Raw genomic sequence first — 17,115 nt, 5'->3', positions numbered from 1 at the left:
ACTTAAACCCTTGTGTAAATAATCGTTTCCTGTTTTCCTTTTAAGCGGAACGCATCTGCCTTAGTTGAGATAACCTTATTGTATTTGGAGTTAAACCCAATAAATGTATATTCGGACATTGTATTCAAGTCCGCTTAACCAAAGAACAAAAGATTAAGATTGCCAATAGTGAAGATGTGTTTACTATTATGCAAGCGGTGCTGAAGCGTGAAAACAGGTTAGGCCGTCAAAAAGAACACTTTTGGGTAATCGGGTTAACCCCTACCCTTGTTATCTCATTTATTGAGTTGGTAGCATTGGGCAGTTTAAACAAAGCCGGAGTAGAACCCTTAGACGTGTTTCACTTAGCATCTTCAAAAAATATTCGTAAGATTATACTTGTGCATAACCATCCTTCAGGGAACCTAACCCCAAGCGGTGAAGATATAAACCTAACAAACAACTTAAAGATGGGGGCAAAATATCTAAACATTGAAATTTTAGACCACCTTATCATTTCTGAAACCGGTTATGCAAGTGTACCTATTTGAATTAACCTTAAAAGTTAAACCTGCATGAAAAAAGCTGTACCTATTACCATATTTTTTATTTTCATTTTACTTCTTGCAAATGCCTATTTATCTTACAATATGCATACAAAATTGTTAGATGTTCAAAAAAGGATTGATACTATACAGAGAAGAACAAGAAATATTCAAATTCAGACAGATGAAGACTTGCAACAAATAAAATACGACCTGCAAGATGTTCAAAGTAGAATAGACGACCTTTCTGACAATTATACTAAAATACGGATTACAAGTGAGTGATATTTGTCTTCTTTTGTACCCTATTTGTACCTTGAAAAACAGTAAACCGTTAAACCCCTTACCAATACTGTTAACAAAAAAGTTAGTTACTTTTTGTATCGGAAAGTAGCTAATCTTTGTCATTCCGAAGCGCAGCGAGGAATCCTATAACAAATATGTTAACTGTTTACATATTCTTTATAAGATGCTTCCTTCGTCAGCATGACAGGAAACCAATAATGCAAGGTCTTCCTAAGTAGTCCCACTAAGTTGGGTAGCCTTAAAACCCGTTTAAGTATAGTTTACACGCTCACTATTACTCCCACGCATACTAATTTGCCTATAACTTTTTAACTTGCCGCCTTATACTATGCACTACCATTTTATATCCATAGGCGGCGCAGTAATGCACAACCTTGCCCTTGATTTACTGGCACAAGGCCACACCGTTACCGGCAGCGACGATGAAATATTCGACCCTGCCCTTACCCGATTGAAAGAAAAAGGCTTATTGCCCGAAACCTTCGGTTGGTTTCCCGAAAAAATCACACCGCAGGTTGATGCCGTTATATTGGGCATGCACGCCCGTACCGATAATCCGGAGTTACAAAAAGCTAAAGAATTAGGCTTGCCCATATACTCCTTCCCCGAGTTTATATACGAACACAGCAAAAACAAAACCCGCGTGGTAATTGGCGGCAGTCATGGCAAAACCACCACCACCGCCATGATAATGCACGTGCTGCACACCTTGGGCAAGCAGTTTGATTACTTGGTAGGCTCAGCCATTGACGGGTTTGAACGAATGGTGCGCATGAGCGATTCCCCCATAGTAATACTGGAGGGCGACGAGTACCTTACCTCGCCCATCGACCCGCGCCCTAAGTTTTTGGTATACCATGCCAATATAGCCCAGCTTACAGGCATTGCTTGGGACCATATCAACGTATTCCCCACGTTTGAAGGGTATGTGCACCAATTTGAGTTGTTTATCAACCAACTACCTGATGGTGCCCCCCTAGCCTATTATGCTGCCGACGAGCATTTGCAAACGTTGGTAGCACCGCACGCAAACCGTCTGCAACTACTCCCCTACGAGGCCCTGCCCCATACCCTTGAAAACGGGCAAACCTTTCTAACCACACCAAACGGTAACTTGCCGTTACAAGTATTTGGCCTGCACAACCTGCAAAACATGGCCGGAGCAAAGCACCTTTGCAACCAACTAGGCATCAGCGATGATGATTTTTATGCAGCCATTTCAACTTTTGGCGGCACCGCCCGCAGGCTCGAAAAAATTAAAGACACCGGCAGTTTAGTCGTTTTTAGGGATTTTGCACACTCACCCTCAAAAGTTAAAGCTACTGTAAATGCTGTAAAACAGCAATATCCCACCCACAAAGTAGTAGCCTGTTTTGAGCTGCATACCTTTAGCAGTCTTAACAAAAGTTTTCTTTCGCAATACCATCAAACATTAACACAAGCCGATGATGCCATTGTGTTTTTTAACGAACACGTGCTTGAACTGAAAAAGATGCCCCCGCTGGATATTGAAACCGTTGCCGAAGCATTTGGCGGCAGTGTTATAGTATACACCGAAAGTAAAATGCTGCACCGCTACCTGCATTCGGTAATTCAAAACAACACAGTATTACTTTTAATGAGTTCTGGAAATTTTGACAATCTACCGTTAGATTTTTAAAAAAATACACGTATGAATTACATCAAAAAAACCACCGTTGCCATACTATTGTTTTCAGCCGCATTTTTAAAGTCGTACGCCCAAACACCAACCGATAGCATTGACAACGGGCTAAAACAGTACATGTTTGTAATGTACACCAAAGGCAGCAACCGCACCCAAGATTCTACAACCACCAACCGCATTCAAGAACAGCACTTAAACCATTTAGACAGCCTGCACGCGCTGGGCTTGTTAAATGTTGCAGGCCCATTTATGGAAGACGGAGACTGGCGTGGTTTATTGGTGCTGGATGTGCCCACTAAGGAGGAAGCAGAAGCACTTGTAAAGAAAGATCCGGCAGTAATTGCAGGACGTTTGAACTACGTTATTTTACCATGGATGACGCAGAAAGGCAACTGTTTCAGGTAGAAATACCTGATTTACAATGCAAACTTTAAAACTTTTTACCCGCCCTTACAAAGATTTTAGTAGTCCATCAAATATTTTTGAAGTATAGGAATGTTCAACTGAGGTGAAATTGCTTATTCCGGTTTTTGGGAAAACTAAAAATATTTGAAAAGATTATGCGTGCTATAGAAAACTACATCATGGAATGCTCAAACACACAGGCAGCAATATTTGGCTACTTGCGTGAGATTATACTATCATTTTCTCCTAATGTTGAGGAAGACATGAGCCACAACACCCCATACTACTACATCAACGGCGGAGCTTGCTATATAAACAACCAAAACAAAGGCACTGCGTTATCGTTTTGTAACGCACATTTGCTAACAGACCCTGAAGGGGTTTCGTTTCCTACCGACGGACAAAATGAAAAACATATCTTCTTCAACTCGATAAAAGAAGTAAATGCCGATTTGGTATTATCAATGTTACACCAAGCTACCACAGCATCTGAAGATGCCACCGCCAAACTTGCTTATTGCTAAATTTTACACGTACACCCTTATACTTTTTTACTACACACACTCGTTATCGCTTAGCAAAAGGATAATGCTGTGTGTACCTGCAAACTTTTAAACCACTTTTACACAGGTATAGCAACTAATTATCGGTTTTGCTATTTTTGATTGTTTGTTCTTTCACTTTTCAAAACAAAATACAATGCATACTATTGAACAGTACATTTTAGCTACAAATAATAAAAATGCGGGCATAGTTGGCTTTTTGCGCCAGCTTATATTTTCATGTTCAAAAAACATAACTGAAAAAATAGCCTACAACTTCCCGTTTTATTACCATCACGGGCGTTTGTGCTATGTGTATGCCCACGACAAAGGAGTGTCGCTTTGCTTTTGCAACGGTGCTGAAATAAAAGACCCGTTTAATCTATTAGACACCACCCCGAATAAACAGGTAAAAAGTATCACGTTTAAAGACATCAAAGATGTTGACTATGATAAGGTAATACCCTTATTGCATCAATCAATTTTGCTTAATGAACAAAAGGCAGGGATAGTGGAAAATGCAGCATTTATGCAGGGCATAGAAAATCACATGCCTGTGAAGCCCTAAAAGCCTCAAAAACTATCAGTTAAAATTTGGTTTTTACCATATTTTTTCTACCTTTGCCGCCCCCCAAAGGAGGATTAATAATTTGACAGAAGAAAACAAAAATCTTGACCCGCAGCCTAACGCAGAAGTAACTGCCAATGAGGTTGCCAAACCAAAAGAGGTAAAAACTGCCTCTGCACCTGCAGCTCCCGCTGACTTTGACTGGAGTATGGACGACCAAGGATTTGGCGGCTACTCTGATGTTGAAAGGAAAAAGCTAGAGAACCTTTATTCAGACACTTTGAGCCAACTTAACGAAGGCGAACTTGTTAAAGGCCAAGTTGTGGCTATTAACGACAAAGACATTGTTTTGAACATTGGATTCAAATCAGACGGTTTGATTGCCCGTACTGAATTCCGCGATTTGCCAGATATTAAAGTTGGCGACGAAGTGGAAGTATTGCTTGAAACTAAAGAAGACAAACTTGGCCAATTAGTTCTTTCTCGTAAGAAAGCTATTGGCGAAAGGGCTTGGGAAAACATCATCAAAGCCCACGAGAACGATGAAATCGTTACCGGCTACATCAAATCACGCACAAAAGGCGGTTTGGTGGTGGATGTTATGGGTATGGATGCTTTCCTTCCCGGCTCTCAAATAGATATTAAACCCATCCGTGATTACGATGTGTACGTGGGTCAAACCATGCAGTTTAAAGTTGTGAAAATCAACCAACTGTTCAAAAACGTAGTAATTTCACACAAAGCGCTTATCGAAGACGATATCGAAGCTCAAAAATCAGACATACTTTCTAAACTTGAAAAAGGTCAGGTATTGGAAGGTGTTGTTAAAAACATGACCTCATTTGGTGTGTTTATTGATTTGGGTGGTGTTGACGGTTTGTTGCACATTACCGATATTTCATGGGGACGTATCAACCACCCAGAAGAGGTATTGCAGCTTGACCAAAAAATCAACGTTGTTGTACTTGACTTTGACGACGACAAGAAACGTATTTCATTGGGCTTGAAACAACTTCAGTCTCATCCTTGGGATAACCTTCCAGAAGAGATTAAAGTTGAAGCTAAAGTAACAGGTAAAATTGTTACCGTTGCTGATTACGGTGCATTCCTTGAAATTGCCCCAGGCATCGAAGGTTTGATACACGTATCAGAAATGAGCTGGAGCCAACACTTGCGCAACCCACAAGACTTTATGAAAGTGGGCGACGAAGTACAAGCGGTTGTTTTAACCCTTGACAAAGACGAGCGCAAAATGTCATTAGGCATCAAACAACTTTCACCAGATCCTTGGGTTAATATCGAAGAGAAATACGCTGTGGGCAGCCGCCACACAGGTATCGTTCGTAACCTAACCAACTACGGTGTATTTATTGAGTTGGAAGAAGGTGTTGACGGTTTGTTGCACGTTTCTGACCTTTCATGGTCTAAGAAAATCAAGCACCCTGCTGAGTTTGTGAAGAAAGATCAAGAACTTGAAGTATTGGTGTTGGAAGTTGACAAAGAAAACCGCCGTTTGAGCCTAGGCCACAAACAGTTGGATGAAAACCCATGGGATACTTTCGAAACCTTATTCCCCGAAGGTTCAGTACACGAAGGTACTGTACTTAAAATCGGTGATAAGAGTGCAACCATTGCACTACCTTACGGTGTTGAAGGGTACGCTCCGGTGAAACAACTTCAAAAAGCCGACAAAGGCAATGCTAAAGAAGACGAAGTACTTGAGTTTAAAGTAACTGAGTTTAGCAAAGAAAACCGTCGCATTACAGTATCACACACTGCACTTTGGAAAGAAGAAGAGAAAGTGAAAAAGGCAGATGCTGATGATAAGAAAGTGAAGGAAGAAAAAGCAGTTTCTAAAGCAGCTAAGAAAATCAACCAAAACACTGAAAAATCAACCCTTGGCGATATCGATGTATTAAGCGCGCTTAAAGCACAGCTTGAATCATCAGAAAAGAAAACAGCCGCTAAAAAAGCAGAAAAACTGCAAAAAGACGCTGAAGCCCGTGTTGAGAAAACAGAAGAACCAACTGCCGAAGAGCCTTCAACCGAAGCTGAAAACGGTAGCACCGAAGAATAATATTCTTTGAACTTTATAGTAAATCCCGCCTCATAAAGGCGGGATTTTTTTTGTTTTATACCTACTGCAAAATATTTTAACCTCTCCACCCACAGATTCCCATTTAAAATGGGAATGACTGCAAACGCGTACACCTCATCTACCAAAAAACGATTCCATAGCAGGCGTAAGTGTGGTGTTGTGTGTTTCGCCTTTCAACTCCCTCATGGGTATTTTAACCCGCAACATACTATCGGCGTCAATCTCCTTCTTAGCCCTGTGGCAGGCTCCTTTTACATAATTAAACTCCTCACCGCCACCCCAATACATATAAAGCGTTCTCAAGTTTTCCTTACCCCTCCTCTTTGCATATTCTGAAGGCATCAAAGTCCCTTCTACCCACAACGAGGGACTAACAGCTATAAATGTGGTAAACAGGGTGTCGGCAGCAAAAAAATCTCGGTAGACCCACAAACCACCAAACGAGTGCCCCACAATTATCCGCTCGTCAGCCCAACCGTAATGAGCTTGTATATAGGGTACTATACCCGAATCTAAAAGATGGTTCATGTGATTGTTATCGGCCATCAAGTCACGGCGGCGTTTCTCTCTGTAATTACCAAAATGGGCAATACCCACCAGTAGCGTATTACTGTGAACGGAATCATTAAAAAACTTTCGCAAATAATTACCTGCCTTTAGGCTGGCATCAAAATAAAAGATGATGGTATCGTAAGAACCTTTAACATCCCTTTGGCGGTAGTTATCAATCCGTATTTCAAAACTGTCGTTAGCAACAGTATCAAACAAAACAACGTTCTCTGTCCCCTTTTGCACATAGGGTGATTGGCAACATAAAAATGAAGCTGCAAGAAGTATAACTAGCTTATACATTATAAAAACAATTTAGTGATATGTTTTGTAATAGCATATCCGATAAATTCGTTCTCAATTTAAACGCTGTGAAAATTAAAAAGTTAGTAAAAGGTTTGCTTTGGACGATAGCCATCTTACTGATTTCTTCTACGGCGGTATTCTTTTATTTAACTGATGTTTCTAAAGTAAACCCTAAAACGGTAGCGTTTTATAACCAATTAAAAGACTCTTTAAATGAAAGAGGGTATAAAGCCGACTTTTATATTGTGAGTTGCAAACGGCCAAAATGGTTTAACTCAATTCTGGTAAAACTAAAAAGCGGTGCCAAACCTTATAGCCAGCACTTACACGGCAACGCAATAGATATAATTGTTTTAGATGTAAACAACGATGGGAAAAGCAACATTGCTGATGTTGATTTAGTGTTTGATATACTTGATAAGAAAATAGTAGGCGATAGCGGTGGAGTTGGTACATACAAAAAGATGAAAGGTTTTGCAAGCAAGCAAATGATACATTTTGATTATCGGGGAAAACGGGCAAGGTGGCATCATTAAAACTCTGCTACAAATTTCTAACTTCGCAACATGGCAAAAAAAGAGATGAATTACTGGCTGGTAAAATCAGAGCCGTTTAAGTATAGCTGGGAGCAATTTGAAAAAGACGGTGAAACCTTTTGGGACGGTGTGCGCAATTATGCGGCCCGTAACAATCTGCGTAGCATGAAAAAAGGTGATTTGGTGTTGTTTTACCACAGTAACGAGGGTTTGCATATTGTAGGGATTGCCAAAGTGGTGAAAGAAGCCTACCAAGACCCAACCACCGATGATGTGAACTGGGTGGCCGTGAACTTAGCCCCGCACAAAAAACTTAAAAAGCCGGTTGACCTTGCCACTATTAAAACAACTCCTGAGCTGGAAAATATGCAGCTAGCACGTTTGGGCAGGTTGTCTGTAAGTGCTGTAACCCCTGCTGAATTTGATAAAATAATAGCCCTAAGCGAACAATGATAAATTTGCCCCTTACCAAATGCAAACTGCGTCCGCTGCATCCTGATGATGCCGCAAGTATAGCCAAATACGGTAACAACACGCAAATTGCTGATAATATGCGTGACCGTTTCCCAAGTCCTTATCAAAAAGAACATGCTGATTTTTTTATCTCGTCGGTATTGTCGCCAGAAAATAAAGACATGGTAAATGCTATTGAGATAAACGGAGAAGCTGCCGGTGTAATATCGTTGCTGCTAAAAGACGACGTACACCGCCTGAGTGCCGAAATAGGCTATTGGCTGGGCGAAGAACATTGGGGCAAAGGCATAGCCACTGAAGCCGTAAAAGCAATTACCGATTATGCATTTGAAAACACTGATTTGGTGCGCATATACGGCATTGTGTTTCAAAACAATCGCGCATCTGCTACCGTGTTAGAAAACGCTGGCTACCGTTTTGAAGGTACACAGCGCAAAGCCATCTACAAAAACGGCGTAGTATTAGATGCGCTGGTGTATGCCATGGTAAAATAACCACATACTATCGGGCATGGGTTTTGCGTTGCAATTATACCATGCAGCACTTTATCAACTTTTTAGTAAACACTCATCGCGCCAAAGTAGCCTTTTGGTTGGCGGCATCACTTGCTATCAGTTTCGGACTGATATTTACACGAGTAACCATTACAGGAACCGGGCACTTCCGTTTTCTTGTATGGAATTTGCTTTTGGCCTTCATCCCCTACGTTATCAGTACGTTACTGGCTTACCGTACTTCTCGCCGTAAAAACCTGCTGATAATCACAGCCTCGGCATCCCTTTGGCTTTTGTTTTTTCCCAATGCTCCTTACATACTTACCGATTTATTTCACCTTAAACAACGCAGCGGCATCCCCTACTGGTTTGATTTGTTGATGTTATTAAGTGCCGCTTGGACGGGCCTGATGTTGGGTTTTGTATCGCTGGCCGATATGCAAAGCGTTATCAGCAATACGTTTAACAAGCTAACGGGATGGATATTTGTGGTGATAAGTATGTTGCTTACCGGTTTTGGTATTTACCTTGGCCGCTACGAGCGTTGGAACAGTTGGGACATTGTAACCAACCCTACAGGATTAGCAAAAAATATACTTTCATACACCCTGCACCCAATGGATTATCCTCGTGTTTGGGCAATGACCGTTGCTTTTGCAGCGTTTTTGATCGTTGGTTACTTCACCATTCGTCAATTAGGCAAAATACCTCTCACTGCTACAAAAAACGATAACGCTTAAGCCGCTAAATATTCCGATATTTACGGCTACTTGACAACATATACCGCATACTATTCTTCGCCCATCGGGTTAATTGCTGTTACAGGCACCGAAACCCACATTACCCGCATTGATTTTTGCAAAGGGGATGAAAAAGCGCTGCCTGAAACGCCCGCTACACCCGTAATGCACCAATGTATTACAGAGTTGGAAGAATACTTTGCCAACCGACTTACCACCTTCACCGTACCTTTACAACCTGCGGGAACTGATTTCCAGAAAAAGGTATGGGAGGAGTTAATGAAAATACCTCACGGTAAAGTAATCAGCTATAACGAAATGGCCAAACGCTTGGGCGATGAAAAGGTAATACGCGCTGCCGCAAGTGCCAACGGTAAAAACCCGATTGGAATACTTATACCCTGCCACCGTGTGATTGGGGCTAATGGTGATTTGGTAGGCTACGCAGGCGGCTTGGATAAAAAACGCCTGCTCTTAGAGCACGAAGGCGCAATAGCAAAGAGTTTGTTTTAATTCAATGGAACTAGATAACGAAACTATTTGGTATGTATTTACCCATTGTAATGAACTACTTACTTTGGATGAAAAAGACGCACACACAAAGTTCTATACCGAAAGGGATATTAGCGAAAGGGCTTCGAGAGCTGGTAATGAACAGTTTTGGGTTAATTTTTACCTCAGAGCCGGTAGATTAAAACCCGAATATCCTTAAAGTACCATTAATCTCTTAAAAGACGGCATCAAAGTGTTTGAACAAAAAACTGCGATCCGAATTTTAAACGAGTACCCTAATCATCCTTTACTTAATTTTTGCCCTGAATGCGGTAAGCTGACTCGAACCCCGCTTGCAAAACAATGTAGGTTTTGCCGTCACGATTGGCATTAAGAATAATTTTAATAATAGAAATAATATTAGGCGGATTAAAATCCACCACTTTTGAAATTACACTATGCAACGGGACTTAAGTCCCGTTGCATAGTGTAATTTTAACAGAATGGGGTTTCAACCCCATTTAACAACCCATCACACTTCTTAACCCAAATCAATGAGTTTGGAAAACGCGGGCAATAGCTTTGTACCCGTTAATCAAATTCACATGAACACCCCCAAAAGAAACGCACTATACATAGGCATCTTATTCATCATTCCGTTTTTTGCATACAGCACCGCCGATGGGTTTATCAGCACAGCATTAAACAGCACTGCAATAAACAGCAACTCTCTTATCATCGGAGCTGCTTTGGTGCTTGTAAATGCACTGTGCGTGGCATTAATAGGAATAGTAACCCATACTACTCTCTCGCACTTAAACCCTGCCGTAACCAAAGCATACCGCCTCACCCGCTTGTTAGAAGCATTGGGGTTCATTATCATAGCCGCTACAGTATTATACTTTACATATTCAACTCAACACAATGTAAGCAGCACCAAAAACACTCTCTTTTGGGCGTATCAATCCGCAATGTTAGTCTTGAGTTTAGGCAGCTTACCGTTCTTTAAGTTCTTGCAACAGCAACAAATCATCCCCCGTTACATGTCCATTTGGGCTATTGGCGGTTATGTATTGCTTGCAACAGGTTCATTGTTAGAAATGGCTGGACTCCCCTTTGGCCTGTACCTTTCCATACCCGGCGGTTTATTTGAATTGGTATTTGCCATTCGCTTAATGGTAAAAGGATTTACAACAGCTAACCATACCATTTAAACCTAAACCGCATTTCTTACCAAAAGTCAATGCGCGGCAAAAACAGTAACAGCAACTTTGCAGGCATAAACAATGAAAACAATGTCAGCGCTAACATCAACAGAATACTGCCAACAGAAAACCGCTTCATTTATAGGTACAGTATTAATTATCATGGCCATCGTGGCCGGCTATTCTTACAGTTTCTCATTAAATACGCTTTGGGCACGAGGCAATGCCGCACAAACCGTTATTAATATTCAACAATCGCCTATACTGTTCAGAACAGGTTTTATAGGATGGATAGTTATTTTTCTGCTGGATGTGCTATCAGCGTGGGCTATGTATCATTTTTTTAAACCGGTGAGCAAAAACATAGCCACCCTTAATGCGTTGCTCCGTCTGTCCTATTCTTGCATTTTAGCCGTTGCAATAGGAGCGCTGGCTGTAGCATTATTGCTTACTGGTAACGGAACCTCGTTATCCCTTCACAACCAACTTGTCTTACTTTCAATAGAAACCTTTAACAGCATTTGGACGGCAGGGTTATTATTGTTTGGCATCCACCTTGGCTGCTTTGCCTACTTACAGTTTAAGACCGTTCAAATTCCTGCATTTCTTGCTGCCCTCACAACAATTGCAGCAGTGTGTTATACGGGTATTTCCCTTACCAAAATAATAACACCGCAATACAGCAACGAGATAGCAAGTATGGAAACTGTTTTAAGCTTACCTATGGCATTGGGAGAACTTGCCATAGCTATATGGTTGATAGTAAAAAGTAAAACGTTTACCCAACGGCAGGTTTAGTCTTTTGAGCTACCCGTTTTCTAATCCTGCTCAACGATTCGGGGGTAATGCCCAAATAACTGGCAATTTGGTGTTGCGGAACACGTTGCAAAAGCTCGGGACGATTGCTCAATAAATCCAGGTATCTTTTTTCAGGAGATGAGGTGATAAATGCCGCAAAATCTTCCTGCGTTTTACCATAGTCCTCCTCAATCATACTTCGAGTAATTGTGAGCAGTTTCGGGAATTTCGCATACATTTTCTCTTCCTGTCCCAAATTGCCCACTATCACAGTGGTGTCTTCAACACAAGCAACAAAATGTTTTGAAGGTGTTTGAGTAGCATAGCTGGCCACTGAAACTGCGGCCTGCCCCTCAGTATAAAATGCCGTAGTTTTTTCATCGTTGTCTGTTAAGTAATATTGACGCAAACAGCCTTTCAGTAAAAAAAAGCACTCATCACAAAGTTCTCCTTCACGCAATAACACTTCCCCTTTTTTGTATGATTTTACCACAAGGTTTTGTGCAATTGCCTCGCGCTCTTCATCGGTAAGAGTGTCAAAACTGTTTAAAAAACTAATTAGCTCGCCATCGGCCATCTTTACTCACTTTTAAAATTTATCACTAACCAGTAACCGTTTGCGTATTCTGCTCAACGATTCAGGTTTCACACCTACATACGTGGCAATTTGGTATTGGGGAATGCGTTGTGCAATATCGGGCCTGCCTTCCAACAGTTTTAAATACCGTTGTTCAGGCGTATCAGTAATGTATGAAGCCATCCGTTGCTGGTGTTCTGCCACTACCCTTTCCATCACCTTACGGGATATGGTTTCAAACTTTGGAAACTGGGCATACAAATCGTTCTCTCGTTCGGCATTGCCCACCACCAATGTTGTATCCTCGGCGCATACAAAAAAATGGTCGGCAGGTAGTTGCTGCATAAAACTATTCAACGAAATTACCCATTGCCCCTCTGTAAAAAAGTTATTGGTCTTTTCCTCCCCTCCTACCAAATAATATTGGCGCACACAGCCCTCCCAAACAAAGTAGCACTCAGTACTAATTTGTCCCTCACTAAGCAGCACAGTGCCCTTCGCAAACGATTTCAGCACCATACTATCTTCAATAGCCTGTGCCTCAACATCGCTCAACGGATGTATCTGCCTAAAATATTCAACCAGTTTGTTGGGCATGGATGTAACAAAAATAACACAACCCGCGCGTATTACTGTAAAATGGGGTTAAGCATAAAGCCATACTCTGTGTAAGAAAATCATCCCACTTACGCAAAATCCCCTTTACTTTGCATCCATATAGCTACCTAATTCCATGTCAGAAAAAATTATCTTTTCAATGGCGGGCGTAAGCAAAATTTACCCCCCGCAAAAGCAAGTACTTAAAAATATATACCTGTCGTTTTTCTACGGTGCCAAAATAGGCGTACTGGGTTTGAACGGTGCGGGTAAATCAAGCCTGCTGAAAATTATTGCAGGCATCGATAAAAACTACAACGGCGAGGTAGTTTTCAGCCCGGGTTATAAGGTAGGGTATTTGGAACAAGAGCCTAAACTTGACGAAACCAAAACCGTTAAAGAGATTGTGCAAGAAGGCGTGCAACACATTGTAGATGTGCTGGCCGAATACGAAGCGGTGAACTTGAGACTATCGGAGCCGATTGACGAGGATGAAATGATGAAGTTGATTGAGAAACAAGGCGAGCTGATGGAAAAGATTGATGCCTACAATGCTTGGGAATTGGATAACCGACTTGAGATTGCAATGGATGCATTGCGCTGCCCCGAAGGTGATACATTGATAAAACCATTATCAGGCGGTGAGCGTCGTCGTGTGGCATTGTGCCGTTTGTTATTGAGCGAACCGGATATTTTGTTGCTGGATGAGCCTACCAACCACTTGGATGCTGAAAGCGTGCTGTGGCTGGAGCATTTCTTGCAAAGCTATAAAGGGACTGTAATTGCAGTAACCCACGATCGTTATTTCTTGGATAATGTGGCGGGTTGGATTTTGGAACTTGACCGCGGCGAGGGTATTCCTTGGAAGGGTAACTACAGCAGCTGGTTGGAGCAAAAATCACAACGGATGGCGCAAGAAGAGAAAACCGAGAGCAAACGTCAGAAAACCCTTGAGCGTGAGTTGGAATGGGTGCGCATGGCTCCCAAAGCACGTCAGGCTAAGGGTAAAGCCCGTTTGGCTGCATACGACAAGCTATTGAGCGAAGAGAGCAAAGAAAAAGAAACCAAACTTGAGTTGTTTATTCCGCCGGGTCCTCGTTTGGGGGATGTGGTGATTGAAGCCCAAGGGGTGAGCAAAGCCTTTGGCGATAAGTTGCTGTTTGAAGATTTGAACTTTAACCTGCCAAAAGCGGGCATTGTGGGGGTTATTGGCCCTAACGGTGCGGGTAAAACCACGTTGTTTAAATTGATTTTGGGCTTAGAGCAACCCGATAAAGGCTCGTTTAAAGTGGGTGAGACGGTTAAAACTGCCTACGTTGACCAAAGCCACGACGGGTTGGAAGCGGATAAAACCGTGTTTGATGTAATTGCAGGCGGCACCGATACCATGATGCTGGGCGATAAGCAAATCAACTCACGTGCCTATATTTCTAAGTTTAACTTTAGCGGTAACGACCAAAGCAAAAAGGTAGGGGTACTATCGGGCGGTGAACGTAACCGTGTGCATTTGGCTCTTACGCTGAAAGACGGCGGTAACGTACTGCTACTGGATGAACCTACCAACGATATTGACGTAAATACCTTGCGCGCGCTGGAAGAAGCCCTTGAAAACTTTGCAGGCTGTGCGGTGATTATTAGCCACGACCGTTGGTTCCTTGACCGGGTGGCCACGCACATTTTAGCTTTTGAAGGTAACTCACAAGTGTATTGGTTTGAAGGTAACTTTAGCGATTACGAAGAGAACCGTAAAAAACGCCTTGGTGATGCCCAACCTACAAGGGTTAGGTTTAAGAAACTAGGGGTTTAAATACTATAAAATCTTATTTCTAAATCCGAAAACTGCATTGTTGGTTTTCGGATTTTTTATTTAACGGGATTGCTCACAGGCTTTCTATTTGCCGCAAAGGCGCGAAGTCGCTAATTATGATACTTTGTGTCTTACTGTCTTCGTGGCTAAAAAACGTTAATCATATAAACCTATGTAACGTAGTTAATTTAGGGTTACCCCAAAAACACTGGTTTCAACCTGCCGAAACGCTATTGACCTGTTTCAGATTTTTATTTAGTGGGATTGAAGGTGATTCCCTCCAAACAGGCTTTTTATTTGCTGCAAAGGCGCGAAGTCACTAATTTATAATACTTTGTGGCTTACTGTCTTCGTGGCTAAAAAACGTTAATCATATAACCCTATGTAACGTAGTTAATTTAGGGTTACCTCAAAAACACTGGCTTCAACCTGCCGAATAATAGCCCAAACAACCATTTATACCCCTAAAAACTGTAAATCGGAGCCTTGCGGATATCCACACAGTTATGCACCCATCTTTTTGGTTTACAATAATTTGATATTTGAAAAGTGCCGTTTTCTGCTATCTTTGAGTATATGTGGAGAAAACTTGACGGCACGAAGCTCGGCGAGGACATCTTGACCGAAGTGGAGACAACAATTTTAAACGAGCGGGCCATGGGCAACCGATTAAAGGTGTGCATTGGTACCGACTCACAAGTGTATGGGGAAACGATTGAATACGCCACCGTAATTGTTTTTGTACGTGAAAAGCGCGGCGGCTTTATGTTTATCAAAACCGATAAGCAAAAAGCAGGCATTACCGTAAAAGAACGTATGCTGAACGAGGTGGCAAAATCAATTGATGCGGCCTACCAATTGTGCAACCTGTTGGATAAATACAACGTAGAGCTTGAGGTGCATGCGGATATTAATACCAGCCCTCAGTTCAAATCAAACAGCGCACTTAGCGAAGCTATGGGGTACATTTTAAGCATGGGCTTTATTTTTAAAGCCAAACCCAATGCGTTTGCAAGTTCGTATTGCGCCAATAAGGTGGTGAATTAGGTCTTTATTTCCCGCAAGGCTTAAAACGAAATAAGCCACCCTTATCGCCTGAGCATCTCTCCGCTCGGGTAAAGAAATTATTGTCTGTTAAATAAACGTTGCCAAAAACTTTTCTTCACTGGTTTTTCTGCCGTAAAACTCCAATCAAACCCTGCAACAGCCGCTATTTTGTCAGCCATAGTTTGCCCCTCTATGCCGGTAAACAACTCTATCATGGGTTGCTCAGCAACGGCGCAATACGGCCAGTAATGTTCTATCACATCATCACAACGGCGGGTAGTAAACTCCTTTTGTAAAAAGTACGAAAACGCCAGTTGCTCCATCACGTGTTTTTGGTAGGCGGCCAGCATGGCATCGGTAAGTTGCAGCACCTTTTCCATAACAGGTCGGGCATTGGTATGCAATCCAATCACGCCCGCATTCCACATAAAATACTCGGCCGGTATATTCACCTTTTCACCGTTTGTTAGGGTAAATGTATTGGCCTTTACAAAACGGTGTATCTTTTTAATTATCGGGTTGGCGTTGCTTTTCAGTTGGGCTTCGGGCAAGTGCATCAGCGCATTGCTATCGTCAATTTGGGTAAACAGTTCCGCAGGCGATTGCTTAAACCACGTATCGCTATCCAAGTAAATAAACTTGCCGCTGTATTTTGAAGCAAAATCAAGCAGCATCTGTATTTTCACCCGATGCACAAAATTGTGTTCACCTTTCCATTGCTGCACCGTTTCGGGCGGCAGTGGTTCACACACCACAAACTCTTTTATATCCTCAAAAAAAGCAGGGTTATCCGTGTACAAAACTATTTTATACCCCTCCTGCCCTTGTAGGTACCTAAGCAGCGAGAGTACGCAAAACTTCGCTTCGCGCAATATGCGCTCTTTGCCGTAGCACTGTATTACAAAATAATTCATCTATTCAGGCAGGCTATAACGTTCAATAATCCAATCGGGTAAAGCAGCAGCGCGCCCCGTAGCCATATCAATCATGGTGTAATCAAAATGCCCGGTACAGCACAACTTCATCCCTTCTTTCTTCAATATCTCAAAATCAACCTTGGCAGTATGCTTTTCAAAATGGACAAGTTGAGTACTCACCACAAAGTAATCGCCCAATTTCAACGGGCGCTTAAACTCCATGTGTGTAGATACAATCACCCACCCGAAACCGTTTTGCAGAAACTCTTCCATCGGCATACCGTAGCAACGTCCCATTTGGTCGTAACGGGCAGCCAATACATAATCAATATAGCGACTGCTGTGCACGTGGCGGAACATATCAATGTCGTCCGGCCTCACCTGCATTTCGCTCTCGTATTTATTCTTATTTAACTTCAAGGTATGGTTTATTGAATTTAAAATTAGCGACTTGCGCATTCAAATCA

Annotated in this window: 22 protein-coding genes; 17 read left to right on the top strand and 5 right to left on the bottom strand. The window is 42.0% G+C overall.

The window, feature by feature from the left end; all coding sequences use genetic code 11:
• Positions 1–188: 188 nt before the first annotated feature.
• The 7 genes from F9K23_03745 to F9K23_03715 all read left to right on the top strand — a co-directional run bounded on the left by F9K23_03745 (position 189) and on the right by F9K23_03715 (position 6,088).
• Complete coding sequence (locus F9K23_03745) at positions 189–530, top strand: hypothetical protein (GenBank protein KAB2918267.1); 342 nt, start codon at positions 189–191, stop codon at positions 528–530.
• A gap of 24 nt (positions 531–554) precedes the next feature.
• Entirely contained in the window at positions 555–809 is a 255-nt protein-coding gene (locus F9K23_03740; GenBank protein ID KAB2918266.1) for a hypothetical protein, read from the top strand.
• 349 nt (positions 810–1,158) lie between these two features.
• Positions 1,159–2,490, top strand: coding sequence for a peptidoglycan synthetase (locus F9K23_03735; protein ID KAB2918265.1), 1,332 nt, complete (start codon positions 1,159–1,161; stop codon positions 2,488–2,490).
• A gap of 12 nt (positions 2,491–2,502) precedes the next feature.
• Positions 2,503–2,901, top strand: a complete 399-nt coding sequence (locus F9K23_03730; protein ID KAB2918264.1) for a hypothetical protein — start codon at positions 2,503–2,505, stop codon at positions 2,899–2,901.
• Between the two features lie 125 nt (positions 2,902–3,026).
• Complete coding sequence (locus F9K23_03725) at positions 3,027–3,425, top strand: DUF1801 domain-containing protein (protein KAB2918263.1); 399 nt, start codon at positions 3,027–3,029, stop codon at positions 3,423–3,425.
• A 175-nt stretch (positions 3,426–3,600) separates the two neighbouring features.
• On the top strand, positions 3,601–4,011 hold the full coding sequence (locus F9K23_03720; protein ID KAB2918262.1) for a DUF1801 domain-containing protein: 411 nt from the start codon (positions 3,601–3,603) through the stop codon (positions 4,009–4,011).
• 82 nt (positions 4,012–4,093) lie between these two features.
• The gene (locus F9K23_03715; protein ID KAB2918261.1) at positions 4,094–6,088 is read left to right on the top strand and encodes a 30S ribosomal protein S1; all 1,995 of its coding nucleotides are present in this window, start codon (positions 4,094–4,096) and stop codon (positions 6,086–6,088) included.
• Positions 6,089–6,223: 135 nt separating this feature from the next.
• On the opposite strand, the gene F9K23_03710 is transcribed toward F9K23_03715, so the two are convergent.
• The gene (locus F9K23_03710; protein ID KAB2918260.1) at positions 6,224–6,961 is read right to left on the bottom strand and encodes a hypothetical protein; all 738 of its coding nucleotides are present in this window, start codon (positions 6,959–6,961) and stop codon (positions 6,224–6,226) included.
• Between the two features lie 20 nt (positions 6,962–6,981).
• On the opposite strand from F9K23_03710, the gene F9K23_03705 reads away from it, so the two are divergent.
• From F9K23_03705 to F9K23_03670, 8 genes are all read left to right on the top strand, one after another.
• Positions 6,982–7,500, top strand: a complete 519-nt coding sequence (locus F9K23_03705; GenBank protein KAB2918259.1) for a M15 family metallopeptidase — start codon at positions 6,982–6,984, stop codon at positions 7,498–7,500.
• A gap of 45 nt (positions 7,501–7,545) precedes the next feature.
• Positions 7,546–7,953, top strand: a complete 408-nt coding sequence (locus F9K23_03700; protein ID KAB2918310.1) for an EVE domain-containing protein — start codon at positions 7,546–7,548, stop codon at positions 7,951–7,953.
• Complete coding sequence (locus F9K23_03695) at positions 7,950–8,468, top strand: GNAT family N-acetyltransferase (GenBank protein KAB2918258.1); 519 nt, start codon at positions 7,950–7,952, stop codon at positions 8,466–8,468. The genes F9K23_03700 and F9K23_03695 overlap by 4 nt, the downstream gene beginning before the upstream one ends.
• 41 nt (positions 8,469–8,509) lie before the next feature.
• Complete coding sequence (locus F9K23_03690; GenBank protein ID KAB2918257.1) at positions 8,510–9,208, top strand: DUF1361 domain-containing protein; 699 nt, start codon at positions 8,510–8,512, stop codon at positions 9,206–9,208.
• A gap of 30 nt (positions 9,209–9,238) precedes the next feature.
• Positions 9,239–9,721 carry a methylated-DNA--[protein]-cysteine S-methyltransferase gene (locus F9K23_03685; GenBank protein ID KAB2918256.1) on the top strand — a complete coding sequence of 161 codons (483 nt, stop codon included), beginning with the start codon at positions 9,239–9,241 and terminating at the stop codon, positions 9,719–9,721.
• 4 nt (positions 9,722–9,725) lie between these two features.
• Positions 9,726–9,920 (top strand): hypothetical protein, encoded by a 195-nt coding sequence (locus tag F9K23_03680; GenBank protein ID KAB2918255.1) that lies wholly within the window; start codon positions 9,726–9,728, stop codon positions 9,918–9,920.
• Positions 9,921–10,254: 334 nt separating this feature from the next.
• Positions 10,255–10,914 (top strand): DUF4386 domain-containing protein, encoded by a 660-nt coding sequence (locus F9K23_03675; GenBank protein KAB2918254.1) that lies wholly within the window; start codon positions 10,255–10,257, stop codon positions 10,912–10,914.
• A gap of 72 nt (positions 10,915–10,986) precedes the next feature.
• Complete coding sequence (locus F9K23_03670) at positions 10,987–11,703, top strand: DUF4386 domain-containing protein (protein KAB2918253.1); 717 nt, start codon at positions 10,987–10,989, stop codon at positions 11,701–11,703.
• On the opposite strand, the gene F9K23_03665 is transcribed toward F9K23_03670, so the two are convergent.
• Entirely contained in the window at positions 11,684–12,280 is a 597-nt protein-coding gene (locus F9K23_03665) for a Crp/Fnr family transcriptional regulator (protein ID KAB2918252.1), read from the bottom strand. The two genes, F9K23_03670 and F9K23_03665, sit on opposite strands and share 20 nt — an antisense overlap.
• Positions 12,281–12,292: 12 nt before the next feature.
• Positions 12,293–12,877, bottom strand: coding sequence for a Crp/Fnr family transcriptional regulator (locus F9K23_03660; GenBank protein ID KAB2918251.1), 585 nt, complete (start codon positions 12,875–12,877; stop codon positions 12,293–12,295).
• Between the two features lie 136 nt (positions 12,878–13,013).
• On the opposite strand from F9K23_03660, the gene ettA reads away from it, so the two are divergent.
• Together ettA and F9K23_03650 are read left to right on the top strand one after the other, a co-directional pair.
• Positions 13,014–14,684, top strand: coding sequence for an energy-dependent translational throttle protein EttA (ettA, locus tag F9K23_03655; GenBank protein KAB2918250.1), 1,671 nt, complete (start codon positions 13,014–13,016; stop codon positions 14,682–14,684).
• A 576-nt stretch (positions 14,685–15,260) separates the two neighbouring features.
• A complete protein-coding gene (locus F9K23_03650) occupies positions 15,261–15,731 on the top strand; it encodes a hypothetical protein (GenBank protein ID KAB2918249.1) in 471 nt (156 codons plus the stop codon).
• A 77-nt stretch (positions 15,732–15,808) separates the two neighbouring features.
• On the opposite strand, the gene F9K23_03645 is transcribed toward F9K23_03650, so the two are convergent.
• Both F9K23_03645 and F9K23_03640 read right to left on the bottom strand, forming a co-directional pair.
• Positions 15,809–16,645 carry a hypothetical protein gene (locus tag F9K23_03645; protein KAB2918248.1) on the bottom strand — a complete coding sequence of 279 codons (837 nt, stop codon included), beginning with the start codon at positions 16,643–16,645 and terminating at the stop codon, positions 15,809–15,811.
• Positions 16,646–17,107, bottom strand: coding sequence for an acyl-CoA thioesterase (locus tag F9K23_03640; protein ID KAB2918247.1), 462 nt, complete (start codon positions 17,105–17,107; stop codon positions 16,646–16,648).
• Between the last annotated feature and the right edge of the window lie 8 nt (positions 17,108–17,115).

The organism is Bacteroidota bacterium, assembly GCA_008933805.1.
In the GTDB taxonomy this organism is placed as follows: Bacteria; Bacteroidota; Bacteroidia; order UBA8524; family UBA8524; genus SB11.
This window is presented reverse-complemented; position numbering and strand designations above follow the sequence as displayed.